General features: G+C 72.9%; 11 protein-coding genes. 6 read left to right on the top strand and 5 right to left on the bottom strand.

What is annotated here, in order from left to right; translation table 11 throughout:
- Nucleotides 1–6: 6 nt before the first annotated feature.
- Complete coding sequence (locus ACFY1P_RS12440) at nucleotides 7–2,058, bottom strand: prolyl oligopeptidase family serine peptidase (protein WP_390750590.1); 2,052 nt, start codon at nucleotides 2,056–2,058, stop codon at nucleotides 7–9.
- Between the two features lie 313 nt (nucleotides 2,059–2,371).
- On the opposite strand from ACFY1P_RS12440, the gene ACFY1P_RS12445 reads away from it, so the two are divergent.
- The 5 genes from ACFY1P_RS12445 (at nucleotide 2,372) to ACFY1P_RS12465 (ending at nucleotide 6,932) form a co-directional block, all read left to right on the top strand.
- The gene (locus tag ACFY1P_RS12445) at nucleotides 2,372–2,482 is read left to right on the top strand and encodes a keywimysin-related RiPP (RefSeq protein WP_390750591.1); all 111 of its coding nucleotides are present in this window, start codon (nucleotides 2,372–2,374) and stop codon (nucleotides 2,480–2,482) included.
- A 23-nt stretch (nucleotides 2,483–2,505) separates the two neighbouring features.
- Nucleotides 2,506–4,347 (top strand): lasso peptide isopeptide bond-forming cyclase, encoded by a 1,842-nt coding sequence (locus ACFY1P_RS12450; protein ID WP_390750592.1) that lies wholly within the window; start codon nucleotides 2,506–2,508, stop codon nucleotides 4,345–4,347.
- 49 nt (nucleotides 4,348–4,396) lie between these two features.
- A complete protein-coding gene (locus tag ACFY1P_RS12455; protein WP_390750593.1) occupies nucleotides 4,397–4,651 on the top strand; it encodes a lasso peptide biosynthesis PqqD family chaperone in 255 nt (84 codons plus the stop codon).
- The gene (locus ACFY1P_RS12460) at nucleotides 4,648–5,082 is read left to right on the top strand and encodes a lasso peptide biosynthesis B2 protein (protein ID WP_390750594.1); all 435 of its coding nucleotides are present in this window, start codon (nucleotides 4,648–4,650) and stop codon (nucleotides 5,080–5,082) included. The genes ACFY1P_RS12455 and ACFY1P_RS12460 overlap by 4 nt, the downstream gene beginning before the upstream one ends.
- A 107-nt stretch (nucleotides 5,083–5,189) precedes the next feature.
- Nucleotides 5,190–6,932 carry an ABC transporter ATP-binding protein gene (locus ACFY1P_RS12465; protein ID WP_390750683.1) on the top strand — a complete coding sequence of 581 codons (1,743 nt, stop codon included), beginning with the start codon at nucleotides 5,190–5,192 and terminating at the stop codon, nucleotides 6,930–6,932.
- 211 nt (nucleotides 6,933–7,143) lie between these two features.
- On the opposite strand, the gene ACFY1P_RS12470 is transcribed toward ACFY1P_RS12465, so the two are convergent.
- The 4 genes from ACFY1P_RS12470 to ACFY1P_RS12485 form a co-directional block, all read right to left on the bottom strand.
- Nucleotides 7,144–7,869: a dienelactone hydrolase family protein gene (locus ACFY1P_RS12470; RefSeq protein ID WP_390750595.1), complete on the bottom strand. Its 726-nt coding sequence runs from the start codon at nucleotides 7,867–7,869 to the stop codon at nucleotides 7,144–7,146.
- 160 nt (nucleotides 7,870–8,029) lie between these two features.
- Nucleotides 8,030–9,646 carry a hypothetical protein gene (locus ACFY1P_RS12475; RefSeq protein ID WP_390750596.1) on the bottom strand — a complete coding sequence of 539 codons (1,617 nt, stop codon included), beginning with the start codon at nucleotides 9,644–9,646 and terminating at the stop codon, nucleotides 8,030–8,032.
- Nucleotides 9,647–9,901: 255 nt separating this feature from the next.
- A complete protein-coding gene (locus ACFY1P_RS12480) occupies nucleotides 9,902–11,209 on the bottom strand; it encodes a hypothetical protein (RefSeq protein ID WP_390750597.1) in 1,308 nt (435 codons plus the stop codon).
- 162 nt (nucleotides 11,210–11,371) lie between these two features.
- Nucleotides 11,372–12,514 carry a type III polyketide synthase gene (locus tag ACFY1P_RS12485; protein ID WP_390750598.1) on the bottom strand — a complete coding sequence of 381 codons (1,143 nt, stop codon included), beginning with the start codon at nucleotides 12,512–12,514 and terminating at the stop codon, nucleotides 11,372–11,374.
- A gap of 213 nt (nucleotides 12,515–12,727) precedes the next feature.
- On the opposite strand from ACFY1P_RS12485, the gene ACFY1P_RS12490 reads away from it, so the two are divergent.
- Complete coding sequence (locus ACFY1P_RS12490) at nucleotides 12,728–13,261, top strand: hypothetical protein (RefSeq protein ID WP_390750599.1); 534 nt, start codon at nucleotides 12,728–12,730, stop codon at nucleotides 13,259–13,261.
- Nucleotides 13,262–13,382 lie beyond the last annotated feature (121 nt).

A 13,382-nucleotide genomic window follows, 5' to 3' on the forward strand; every position in this document is an offset into this window, starting at 1 on the left:
CGGTGTTCAACCACCCAGAGCGTTTCTCAGGAAGTTCAGCTCGAACAGCAGCAACTGCCCGGCCGTGCCACCGCCCGCCATATGAGTCGCGCCGGACAGCGGCAGCACCGAGTGCGGCCGGCCCGCCGCCAGCAGCGCCGCCGACATCCGCAGCGTGTGGGCCGCGGCCACGTTGTCGTCCGCCATGCCGTGGACCAGTAGCAGAGGCCTGCGCAGCAGCGGCGCGTCATGGATCGTCGACGAGCGGGCGTAATTCTCCGGTTGCTCGTTCGGGTGGCCGAGGAACCGCTCCTTCCAGTGCGTGTCGTACAGCCGCTGGTCGCTCGGGGCCGCGCCGGAGACCGCCGCGTGGAAGACCTCCGGGTGCCTGAGCACCGCGGCCGCCGCCAGCGTGCCGCCGAACGACCAGCCCCGGATGCCCACCCGCCCCAGGTCCAGGTCCGGGCAGTGCGCGGCGGCGGCCCGCAACCCGTCGATCTGGTCCTCCAGCACGGGCGTCAGCTGGTCGCCGTGGACCGCCTTCTCCCACACCGGCCCCCGCCCCGGTGTCCCCCGGCCGTCGACCGTGAGCACGGCGAAGCCCTGCTCGGCGAACCACTGCGCCACGCACGCCGCCCACGTGCGCGCCCGCACGGCCAGCCGCAACCCCGGCCCGGAGTACGGGAACAGCAGCACCGGCAGCTTTCGCGTGCCGGGCTCGTGCCAGGACGGCAGGAAGAGCGTGCCGGGCAGCTCCCGTCCGCCGAGCGTCAGGAACTCCGGGCGCGGTACGACCAGGGGATCGGCGACCAGGGAACGGAGCGTGCCCACCGGCTCGCCGTCGCGGAGGACCGTCACCGTGTGCCCGTTCGGGGTCTGACTGTCGAGCACCACGGTGGGCCCGCCCATGGCCGCCGTGTGCACCCCGGGCTGCCGGCTCAGCCGGGTGAGGCCGGTCTCCGGCTCGTAGGAGTACACATGCCGCTCGAACGGCCCGTCCCAGGCGGTGAACAGGACCCGCTCGCGGTCCGTCCCGAGCACCTCGGCTAGCTGGAGCCCGTCCGGCGTGCGGTAGTCACCGACCTCCAGCCCTCTGGTGCCGTCCTTCTCCCAGGGGGCGACCGGTGTGCCGGAGGCCGTACGGGCCGGGGTGCCCGGCACCAGCTCGACCCACGCCGGGTCCTGCCGCTGCCACAGCGGCCGGGTCGCGCCCGTGGCCGGATCGACGGCCAGCACGCGCGACAGCCGCTGGTCGCGGCTCTGCACGCTGATCACCGGGCCGTGGGCGTCCCAGTGAGCCGTGGCCAGATACTCGAACTCCGCGCGCTCCCACAGCACTTCCGTGCGCCCGCCGTCCAGACTCACCGCGTGGAGGGTGACCTCGGCGTTGGCGGTGCCCGCCGCCGGATAGCGGAACGCCCGGGGCGGCTTCGCCGGGTCGGCCGGGTCGCCGAGGTGCCACAGGGGCATGGGTGTGGGGTCCACACGGGCGACGAGGAGGGCGCTGCCGTCGGGTGCCCACCAGTACCCGCGCCGCCGGCCCATCGACTCGGCGGCGGCGTGCTCGGCCAGGCCGTAGGTGACCTCGGGCGCCTCCGGCGCGAGACACAGCCGCTCCGTGCCGTCCAAGGCCATCACGCGCAGCGCGCCCTCGCTGACATAGGCGACGTGACGGCCGTCAGGGGAGGGCCGGGCATCCACCGCGGGGCCCGCGGCCGGCAGGGGGAAGGACGGCCCGCCCGACGTACGGACCGCGTGGAGGGCACCGCCCACGGTGTGGACGACAAGGCGTACGTCCCGGTCCGTCGCGTACGACACGATGCCTTCGGTGCGTTCACGGGCCCGCTCGCGCCGGATCCGCTCCGCCTCCGGTATCGGGCCGTCCGCCATCTCCGGCGAGGCGAGCAGCCGTTCCCGTCCGTCCGCGTACAGCCACAGCTCGCCGAGCGGATCCAGGCCGCCGCGCGTGCGCGTGAACACGACGCGGCGGCCGTCGGGGGAGACGGTGAAGCGGGCCGGGGCGCCGAGCGAGAAGCGCCGGCTGAGAGCGAAACGGCGAGGGAAGGCGGAGATGTCCATGGCGGGCACCCTGACAGGGGGCGGCCTGCGACGGCGACCGAATTCCGCTCGTCCCGCAGTGGCCTGGGGGCAGGGCGCGGCCAAGTCACCGCCAGCCGCGGCCGATTCGTTCCGCGAACGGAAAGCGGAATGGTGGCCGAAAACCGGTGCTGTGGATATGTGTGCGATCGTCCTTATGGATACGCACATGAGCGTATTGTCCTACCGGCGGGGGTCGTTGCTACATTCTCCGTAGCAGCAAACCTCTCTGCCTCAGGCGGAGATACGTCTGTCGCAGGGCTGGTTCCCGCTCCCAGTGAATGAGGAGAAGCTCATGAAGAAGACGTACGAAGCCCCTTCCCTCGTCCGGCGCGGCGACTTCCGCACCGAGACCGGTCTGCTCGAATTCAAGGGCAACGACCGTCTGATCCTCAGCAAGAACTGAGGCAGGGCAGCTGATCGCACGCCATGTCGTCACCGCATGATCGTGCGGAGGCGGGTCGCGGCAGCGCGTACTTCACGGTCCTGCCGGACTGTGAGGGCGCGCGGGCCGCGGCCCGCGCTCTGCCCAGCCACTCCGGAATCCGCACCCTCGACCACCCCTCCGGCAGGCCCTGGATCGTCGGCCACTGGCCGGATGACGAGTGCGTCGCCGTCACCACCCGGCGGGCCGCCCTCGCCGTACTGGGCTGCTGCCCCGTGGACGCCGGCACACTCCGGCGCCACGCCGAGCGGCTGACCGGACTCGACGGACTCGACTGCCTCGCCCGCGCCCTGCCCGGCAGCTTCCACCTGGTGGCCTCCCTCGACGGAAGGATCAGGGCCCAGGGCACGGCCTCCGGCCTGCGCCTGGTCTTCCACACATCCCTCGAGGGTGTCCACGTGGCCGCCACCGACGCCCGGCTCCTCGCCGAGGCCGCCGGAGCGGGTCCCGACCGTCGCGAACTGGCCGTCCGCCTGCTGTGGCCCGTCCCCCACCCCCTCTACGAGACGTCCGTCTGGCAAGGCGTCAGCGCCGTGCCCCCGGGCGAGGCCCTGTACCTTTCCGCCGACGGACGCGGCACCCGTACGTCCCGTTGGTGGACCCCGCCCGAACCGGTGCGCCCCCTCGCGGACGGCGCGCCGGCGGTACGGGAGGCGCTCACCGCGGCGGTCGGCGCCCGCACCCGGCAGGGCGGCGTCGTCAGCTGCGACCTGTCGGGGGGCCTGGACTCGACGTCCGTGTGCTTCCTGGCCGACCGTTCCCCCGCACGCGTCGTGGCGAGCACCTGGCCGGGCCGCGATCCGGCCGACGACGACCTGGAGTGGGCCAAGCGCGCCGCCGGGCACCTGCCCGAGGTGGAGCACGTCGTCTGGGACGCCCACGCCTCCCCGCTGGTCTACACCGACCTGCTGGACATCGACGACCCCATGGACGAGCCCACCATCGGCGTGATGGACCGCGCCCGGGTGCTGCACCACCTGCCCGGCCTGCGGGACCGCGGCAGCCGGATGCACCTGACCGGCATCGGCGGCGACCACGTCGCCTGGTGCTCGGAGGGGTACTACCACCGACTGCTGCGCCGCAGGCCGCTGTTCGCGCTGGGCCGGCTGCGCGGCTTCAAGGTCCTCTTCGACTGGCCGCTGTCCGGCATGGTGCGGGCGCTGGCCGACTCCCGGCCGTACCACCGCTGGCTCGCCGGCGCCGCCGCCGGCCTGCGGGACCCCCTTCCGGTGCCGGTCGCCGGGACGCTGGGCTGGACGGCCGCACCCCGGCTGTTCGACTGGGTCACCGACGAGGCCGCCGCCCTCGCCCGTGACGCCCTGACCGACGCGGCGGCCGGCGCCCGGCCGCTGCACCCCGACCGCGGCCTGCACACCGACCTGTCGGCCATCCGCACCTGCACGCGCATCGTCCGCCAGTGGGACGCCATGGCCTGCCGCGCGGGCCTGCCCATGGCCTCGCCGTTCTTCGACGACCGGGTCATCGAGGCGTCCCTGGCCGTCCGGCCCGCCGACCGGGTCACCCCCTGGGCGTACAAACCCCTGCTGACCGCGGCGATGCGCGGCATCGTCCCCGACGAGTCCCTGCGCCGCACCAGCAAGGCCCAGGCGTCGATGGACGCCGCCGACGGGCTGCGCGAGCACCGCGGTGACCTGCTGGCCCTGTGGGAGGACTCCCAACTGGCCCGGATGGGGCTGGTCGACCGGGACGCCCTGTGCGCCTTGGCCCAGCGCCCGAACGCCCCCGGTCTGAAGGACGCGATCCTCTACTCCACCATCGCCTGCGAGGTGTGGCTGCGGAGCCTGACCCGTGGCACCGGTTCGTGAGAAGCCCAGAGAAGCACGAAGAAGCACGCCGAGAAGAGGAGTACGGCACATGGCACTACGGCTCGGCTCCGACGTCTCTACCGCCACCACCGAGTACGGCACCGTCCTGCTGGACCAGCGCACCGGGGAGTACTGGGAACTCAACCCCACCGGCACTCTCGTCGTGCGCACCCTGCTCCAGGGCGGCGACGAGGACGACGCCGTCGAGGCCCTCGTCGCGGAGTTCGACATCGACCGGGACCGGGCGACGCGGGACGTCGCGGAGCTGACGGAGCAACTGCGCACCAGCGGACTGGCCTCATGAGCACCCCGAGCGCCCTGGCCCGCCCGGTCGGCGTGCCGCTCGGGCATCGCTTGGCCGCCCGCGCGGTCCTGCCGTCCGCGCTGCTTCTGGCCCGGCTGAGCCCTCGCCGCCTCCGGGCCCTGCTGGCCGTACTGCGCCGTGGCGCCGCACCGGCCGGCCGCGGGCGGGCGCAGGCCGCCCGGGACGCGGTGTGCGCGGTCAGCCTGTACTGCGCGGGCCCGCGCGGCTGTCTGCCGCGTTCGGTGGCCGCCGCGCTGCTGTGCCGCGTGTGGGGCGTGTGGCCGACCTGGTGCGCGGGGGTCCGGGTGGTGCCGCCCTTCGCCGCCCACGCCTGGATCGAGGCCGAGGGCCGGCCCGTGGGCGAGGGGGTGCCCGACAACTATTTCAGCCGTCTGCTGACCGTGGAGCCCGCGGGCCGGGACGCGCCGTGACCGGGCAGCTCATCACGGAGGCCGGGCCCCGCCCCGGCGAACCGGGCGCTCCCGCGCCGGACTCCGGGGCCGGTGGCCGCCGCGCGACCCCGCGCGCGGTGGCCACGATGGTGCGCCTGACCGTCGGACACCGCCCCGCCATCGCCGTCGCCTGCGCGCTCAGCCTGGCCGGTTCGGCGATGGGGCTGGCCCAGCCGCTGCTGGCCCGGCACGTCGTCGACGCCACCGGCCACGGCTCCGTCGCCGGTCTCCTGCTGCTCCTGGCCGGCCTCTTCGTGGCCGAGGCCGTGACCGGCGCCGTCGGCCGCTTCCTGCTGGAACGCATGGGCGAGGGCGTCGTCCGCACATTGCGGCACGGGCTGGTCGGGCACCTGCTCCGGCTCGACATGCGCGAGTACGGCCGCCACCGCAGCGGTGATCTGATCTCCCGCGTCACCGCCGACACCACCGTCATCCGCGAGGCGACCGCCCAGGCCCTGGTCGACCTGGTGACCGGGCTCCTCGTCTCGGCCGGGGCCCTGGCGCTGATGGCGTGGCTGGACCCGGTGCTGCTCCTGCTGGTCGCCGCCACGGTGGCCGCGGCGGCCGTCGTCGTCTCCTCGCTGCTGTCCGGCATCCGCGGTGCCTCCGAGCGCACCCAGGGTGCCATCGGCGGCATCGCCGCCGACCTGGAACGGGCCCTGGGCGCGCTGCCCATGGTGCGCGTCCACTGCGCCGAGGACCGCGAGGCGGCCAGAATCGGCACCCGCGTCGACAGCGCGTACCGCGCCGGGGTGGAGACGGCCAAGCTCGCCTCCTTCATGAGTTCCGCCGTCGAACTCGCCGTCCAGGGCTCCTTCCTCGTCGTCCTGGTCGTCGGCGGCATGCGCGTGGGCGGCGCCGACTCACTCGGCGAACTGCTGGCGTTCCTGCTCTACGCCTCCTACCTCGTCGTCCCGCTCTCGTCCGTCTTCCGGGCCGTCGGCCTCCTCCAGCGGGGCATGGGCGCCTACCGCCGCGTCGAACAAGCGCTGGCCCTGCCCCGGGAGACCACCGGCGCCGCAGGCACCACTGGTGACCGGAGCCACGTCCCGGCCGCCGCCCGACCGTCCGGCGCCCTCGCGCTGCGTGACGTCCACTTCGGTTACGGCCCCGGACGGCCCGTGCTGCGCGGGGTCTCACTGGACGTACCGCACCGCGGTCAGATCGCGCTCGTGGGCCGTTCCGGTGCCGGGAAGACCACGATCCTCTCCCTCGTCGCCCGCTTCTACGAACCCGAGAAGGGCGCCGTGCTCTTCGACGGGCGGCCCGCGGCCGAGCTGACCCGGCGGCAGTGCCGCGAGCGCATCGCCCTGGTCGACCAGAACACCCACGTCGTCCACGGCACCCTCTGGGAGAACATCACCTACGCGGTGCCGGACGCCGCCGCCCCGGAGGTCGACCGTGTGGTGCGCCTGGCCAACCTCACCGATGTCGTCGAGCGGCTCCCCGGCGGCATGGCATGCGTCCTGGGCGAGCGCGGGGCGACCCTTTCGGGCGGCGAGCGCCAACGCGTCGCCCTGGCCCGGGCCCTGCTCACCCGGCCGTCGCTGCTCCTGCTGGACGAGCCCACCTCCCACCTGGACGCGATCAACGAGGCCGCGCTCAGCCAGGTGCTGCGGGACATCGCGAAGGAGTGCGCGCTGCTGGTCATCGCCCACCGGCTCTCGACCGTCCAGAACAGCGACCGGATCCATGTGCTCGACGCCGGACGTGTGATCGCCTCCGGCACCCACGACGAACTGCTGCTGCGCAGCGCCGCCTACCGGAGGCTGGCCACTGCGCAGACCCTGCGGGAGACGGGCGACAAGGGCTGGGCACCCGGGCCATGACCGCTTTTCAGGTCCCGGGGCAGGGGAGTCCGCGGTCACCTCGGTACAGATCGTCTTCCGAGCGGCGATCCGATGCTCGGCGTCGGGGCCCGGTGTGCCTGTCAGCGCCTTGTGGAAGGCGTTGACCTGGTCGAGAGGGGGTGCGGTTCGAGCAGTTCACGGAGTTCGGAGAACCGCGTGGCCAGATCGGGGGGCCGGACACGCAGCTCGGTCAGGTCGTCACGGGCACGCACTCGGCGAGCAGGCCGACGATGTCGCGCCAGGCGCGTTGCGCGTGCCGGGGGTGGTAGCCGACGCCGGGGACTGTGGGGTGGTCGACCGGCGGGTGGTGGAAGGCGTGCAAGGCGCCGCCGTAGACCGCGAGGCGCCAGTCGACGCCCGCGGCCTGCATCTCAGCGGTGAACGCGTTCCGTTGCGCGGGCGGCATGATCGGGTCTTCCGACCCGACCCCGGCCCACACCGGGCAGCGGATGCGCGCCGCCTCGCCCGGTCGGCCCGTGGTCAGTGCGTTGACTGTCCCGATCGCGCGCAGGCTGACGCCATCACGCCCGAGCTCCAGCCCGATGGCGCCCCCGGTGCCGTAACCGACGGCGGCGATCCGGTCGGGGTCGGTCCGCGGTTCGGCGCGCAACACGTCGAGCGCCGCACGGCCGATGCCCCGCATCCGGTCGGGATCATCGAGCAGTGGCATGCAACGGGCCAGCATCTCCTCGGGGTCACCCAAATAGCGCCCGCCGTGAAGGTCGAAGGCCAGCGCTGCATATCCCAGTTCGGCGAGAGCATCGGCCCGGCGGTGCTCGACGTCGCTGAGCCCCATGCCCTCCGGTCCGAGCAGCACCGCGGGCCGGCGGTCGACACCGGCCGGGAGCGCGAGGTGCCCGATCATCGTCAGACCGTCGGCCGGGTACTCGACCGTACGCGTCGTAATCGTCGTCATGAGACTGGACTGTAGTGATCGTCAAGCCCGGTCCGGCCGGTGTTCTGCCGCCGGCAGAACAGCGCGGGTGTCCCTCTGAAATACGCCGAGGGCTCACAACAACCGACGGGCGCTCAGGGTTTCAAGATCATCCCTTGGCCCCATCGGCACCGGGGTCCTGTCACAGCAGACCGCCCAGCGGCAGGACGCGCTCGGTGAGCCGCCCGCGCAGCCGCCCTGCGATGGTGTCGCATTCGGTGAGCCAGTCGGCGGCGATGAGGAGTTCGGCGTGCTCGCCGACCTGGTCGGGTGGCAGAGTGCAGAATGCGGCGGCCTGGTCCAGGTGGAGCCCGCCGTCCTCGGCGCGTCCGAGCCGTCCGTCGGGGCGGGTGTGGGCAGCGGTGTACAGCGCCAGGAGCCGGGTGGCGGCGGTGGCCTTCTTCTTGCGGATCTTCCGGTCGCCCACCACCTTCTGGGCCCAGCCTGAGACCCTGGCGCGGGTGATCTTGCCGAAGTCGAACGGGCGGGGCCGGTCGGGCAGCAGAGTGGGGACGGTGACGGCGGTGGGGTCTTCGGAACGGGATGCCATCAGCTCGGCGACGGTGCCGGGCAGACGCAGCCAGCCGGCCGCGACCAGCCGCTGAACCACCTCCTCGGCGTCATTCTGGAGCCAGCCGGTGAGCTCCTGGCCGGTGACGTTCCCGGAGCCGGCCTTCGCGGCCCGCAGGGTGAGCATGAGCACCGCCAGCCGCACCTCGGCCTGCGGGTACGGGGCGTGGGCGGCGGCGTAGTCCAGCACGGCGCGGGTGTGGGCGGCCTGAGGGCGGGTCAGCAGCCGTTCCACCACCGGCTGATCGCCTGCCGTGCCGTCGGCGGGCCGGCCGCCACGGTTTTCGTGCATCTCGCGGGTGGTCTGCGCGGCCGTCTCGGCGCGTTTCGCCTCGTGGCGCAGGGAGCCGTCGCCGCTCACGTCGGCCCACAGCGCGAACGCGCGGGCCTTGCGCTCGTGGAGGGTGGCGAGGAGGGCGAGGTCGGGTTCGGTGCGCCGTTGGTAGGCGCGGAACGCGTCCCCGAGCTCGATGAGTTCCAGGCGCAGGACCTCGGGCTCGAGGCCTGGCGGCACGATCCTTTGGGCGATCTTTCCCCGCCGCTTCGCCCGCCGGGGCGCCCCACCCGGTGTGGCGGGGCGGGCGCGAGGGTCCGGCGCCGGTGTGGCGGCCGCGGACGACGGCGCACCGGCGGGGGCGTGGTCGGAGAAGACCGCTGCCACGCCCTTCCCCAGCGTGCCGTCTGCCCTCTCCTGCTCCGTGTCCGGCTGTCCCGCCGCTTGGTTCGTCCCGGCCGGGGGCGGGGCTGTGTCCAGGACGCGGCAGCCGGGGGCGGCGGCCGCGCAGCGCGCGCACATCTCGGCGATGCGCCACAGCCGTCCGGCACGGTCTGCGTACACCGTCAACACCACCGGGCCGCCGCACCGCACCGCCCCCGGTCGCGTACCGCCCGGCCGTCCGGTGACGGGCTCGGGGGTGTGCCACGCGCAGTCGGCGGCGCGGCAGGCGCACCATGCCTCGCCGCGCGGCCCTCCGCCTGCGCGGATGCGGGCCAGGTGCGTGTTGACGTGGTCGATCGCGGCCTTGCGCCCTGCGGCGGCGCCGCAGGGGAAGTGCTGATCGGTGCAGGCCGGGCGGGAGCAGGAGAGCCTCACCGTGCCGGCGGAAGGGCGGCCGTAGGGATCCAGGCGCACCGTCCATACCCGCCCCGCGACTTGCTCCTCCTGCCGCGTACCGGCCTCCACCGCCATGTGCGTCCCTCCCGCGTCCCTTGATCCGTTGCCCCAGGCGGTACCCATCATCGGGGATGCGGGTCGATCGGCCCCGGGAAACGGGGTTTTCAGGGCCGGACCCGACGGGCGGGAACGGCCCCCTCAGACCCAGTGTGGTGCGGAGCCGGTCCCCCAGAAGAGGTACTCGCCGCATGTGCCCTGGACAACAGGGTGTTCGAGACGTCAGAGGCAGGAGGCGCCGGGCGCCCGGAGTGTTGTCCAGCTCCTTGCCCGTCAGGGCAGGAGGCGCAGGAAAATGTCGCCGGTCTCGTTGGTGTCGCCGGGGACGAGGTTGTCCGCCCAGCTGTCGAAGACCACGCGGTGTCCGGACCGGTCGACCGAGATGGCACCCGAGCCGGCGTCGCCCTCGGCTCCCTCGGCGGAGACGTCGAGCCGCTCGATGGTGCCGGTGCGCAGATCCCGCATGTAGATGCCCCGCCAACCGGGGGAGCCCGGAACCATGCTGCCGGGGACCGCGGTGAAGAACACCCGGTGGCCGTCCGGGCTCATCACCGGGCCGCTGCAGTCGCCGTCGGTCGGGGAGCCGTCCCGCGCGAGGTTGACCCGCCGGGTGGATCCCCTGCCCAGGTCCGTGACGTAGCAGTCCCAGCGGCCGGTGTCGTGGTCGCGGCCCGGCGCGATGCCGGGCGTCCTGGAGGAGAAGGCGGCGTACCGCCCGTCGGGGCTGAGGCTCGACTTGAGCACGGTGACGGCCGCCTTGCCGTCCCGGGTCCGGGCCGCGGGCACGGTGCGTCCGGTGCGCAGGTCGTGGACGTAGAAGCTGGCCTCGCTCCAGGAGTGAAGTCTCGCCGCCCCCAGATTGTCGGCCAGCGAATTGAAGCCGATCCTGCTGCCGTCGGCACTGATGACCGGCCAGTTGGACAGCGAGTTCGCCCGGCTGCCGTCGGAGGCGACGCTCACCCGCCGGGTGGTGTGCCTCCAGCGGTCCCGCAGGTACACGTCCCACTGGCGCTCGCCGCCGCCGGGGACCAGGTCGGTGCGGTCGGAAGTGAAGGCGACATACCGGCCGTTGGCGCTGATCGCGGGGGACGTCGCGTAGCCCTTCCGGTTCTTGTCCCCCAGGAGGGGCTCGGTCCGTCCCGTCAGCCGGTCGCGGACGTAGATGTGCTGGTCCGTGACATGACCGGGGCCGTTCTGCTCGGCGGTGGAGGAGAAGGCGACGTACCGGCCGGTGGCGCTGAGCGAGAACGAGTACACCCAACGCAGGTCGGGATCGGGGTCGTTCGCCACATTGGCCTGCTCGACGGCTCGGGTCCACAGGTCCTTGAGGTAGAGCTTCTCGGCGTTCGGCGCGCCGGGCAGCAGAGTGCGGGCGCGGGAGAGGAAGGCGACGTAGTGGCCGTCGGCGCTGATCGCCGGCTCGGACGACGAAGCGTCCCCCTGGGTACCGTCCGCGGCGACACTCACGCGCTCGATGCGCGGGTGGTGGGGCCGTGCGGAGGTGTCCGCCGAGGCGGCGGGTGCGGCCGTCGCACAGGCACACAATGCGGCGGCGAGCACAGCAATTCGTCTGAGGCGCATGTTTCCCTCCACGGTGCCGCTTCGGTACGGACCGGAGCAGCCAATCCCGCGGGGCGCGGGCAGTCAACAGGGACGGAGCGCCTCCGGCCACGGTCCCTGTGAACTCCTGAACCTTGTCGCAGAGTTCAGGGTCACGAGAAGAGCCTCCCCGATACCCTGCGATCACTCCAAAGCGTGACCACATGGCCGGGCCCGGCGGTAAGGAACACGGTCCGTCGGCCAGTTGAGCAGCACCAGTTCGGTGGTGAGTCCCGGGCCGAGGGCGAGCAGCAGGCCGTGCGATCCGGGGGCGGGCGGGCCGCCGGCATCGGCCAAGGTCCGGTGCAGCACGTCCAGGACAGAGGCGGACGAGATGTTGCCGCACTGGGCCAGCGAGGTCCGGCTGTGGGTGAGCGCACCCGGCGGCGGGCAGAGGGAACGGTCCAGGGCCTCGAGGACCTTCGGGCCGCCGGGGTGGCAGATCCAGGAGGTGATGTCCGCCGTGGTCAGCCGGTGTTGGGCCAGAAAGCCGTGCACCTCGCCGGGCAGGTGCTTCTCGACGGCGTCCGGGACGTCCGGGGCCAGGAACACTGCGAACCCGTCGGTCCCCAAGTGCATGCCCATCAGGTGTTCGGTGCCCGGGTGCAGGCAGCTGCGGGCCGCGATCAGCTCCGGACCGACAGCCCGCCGCGCCCGGTGGGCGCCGAGGACCACGACGGCCGCCCCGGCATCGCCGAACAGGCCGGTGGCCACCAGATTTTCCACCGAGGTGTCGGCGCACTGGAAATTCAGCGAGCACAGCTCGACGGAGACCAGGACGGCCACTTGGTCCGGATGGCCGCGCAGATAGTCATGCACCCGAGCCAGTCCGGCGGCGCCCCCCGCACAGCCGAGGCCGAACAGTGGCATCCGGACCACATGCCGATCCAGGCCCACCTGCTGGACGAGGCCGGCGTCGAAGGACGCGACCGAGGCCCCGGTGGTGGTGGTCGTGACGATGGCCCCGACCTCGTCGGGTGAGATCTCCGCCGCCTGAAGGGCGCGGGTCAGGGCCTGCTGGCCGACTTGACGGGCCATCGCCGCCCACGTCCGGTTGTACTCGGTGAAGTCACGGGGCTTGCGGTATTCGGCCAACGGCAGGGAGAGGTTGCGGTACTCGATGCCGGAACGGGCCGCGAGTCCGGTGAACTTCCGGCGCGCGGCGGCGCCGGCACCGAGGAACGCCTCGGCGAACACGGCCGCGATCTCCTGCTGCCGGTGCCGGTGCGGAGGCGCGGCCATCGCCACGGAGGCCACCCTGGGCGCTGCCGGACGCGCGTCACTCATCGGTAACTCCTTTTGCGCGTGGGTCCCGTGATGGTTCACGGTGACGCCGCCGCGATGCCCCGGGTAGGGCGTGCGGTGAGGCGCAGGGCGCACACCGGGATGTGGGGACGCCATGATGCTCCTGACTGTCCAGGAAGGCGGTGCGATCCGAGATGTCAGTGGGTAGCCAAGTGGCGCTGTCCACACCGTGTTCGGGCTACGAAAGGACTCACCGTGATCGGCAAGCGCGGCGCAGGAGTCACCTTGTCCTCCCTCGCCCTGCTCGCGGCCACCGTCGCCGGGGCACCCGAGGCGCAGGCGCACGACCATACCGCCATGGACTGCAAGGGCCAGGAGAACATCACCTACGGGCCAGGGCTCGGCCTGTCCTCCGCCGGATCCGCCGAGGTCACCGTCGATGGGACGTACCACTGCAAGGACGCCTCAGGTCACGGCGTCACGGCCGCGTACCACACCGAGGGGGAGACCGGAGGGAGCTGCCTGCTCCTCTCCTGGAACCGGTCCAAGGAGGTCCTGCACTACGCGGACGGTGCCACTACGGTCATCGCCTACCAGGCCGGGCCCTCTGTGCGCGTGGCGGGTTTCAACACCGCCCTGCTCAAGGGAACAGTCGTCGGCGGCCGCGGCGAAGGGGCGGCTGCCGAGAAGACCATCCAGACAGTGCCGGGCAGCCTTCCGACCGACTGCGTAATCGGTGAGGGCATCCGGCACACCACGGCACTGACCCGGCTGAGCATCCACCCGTAGGGACGCGCCCCACGTCACCAGCGGACAGGTGCTGTCCGGCCTGACTGGCGCACCGACTCGGCATTCGTCACCGGCCATCACGCTCGGTTACTATGCTCACTTCATGCCGGAGGCCGGGAGC

Origin of the sequence: Streptomyces sp. NPDC001407, from assembly GCF_042895325.1 — a bacterium.
GTDB lineage: Bacteria > Actinomycetota > Actinomycetes > Streptomycetales > Streptomycetaceae > Streptomyces.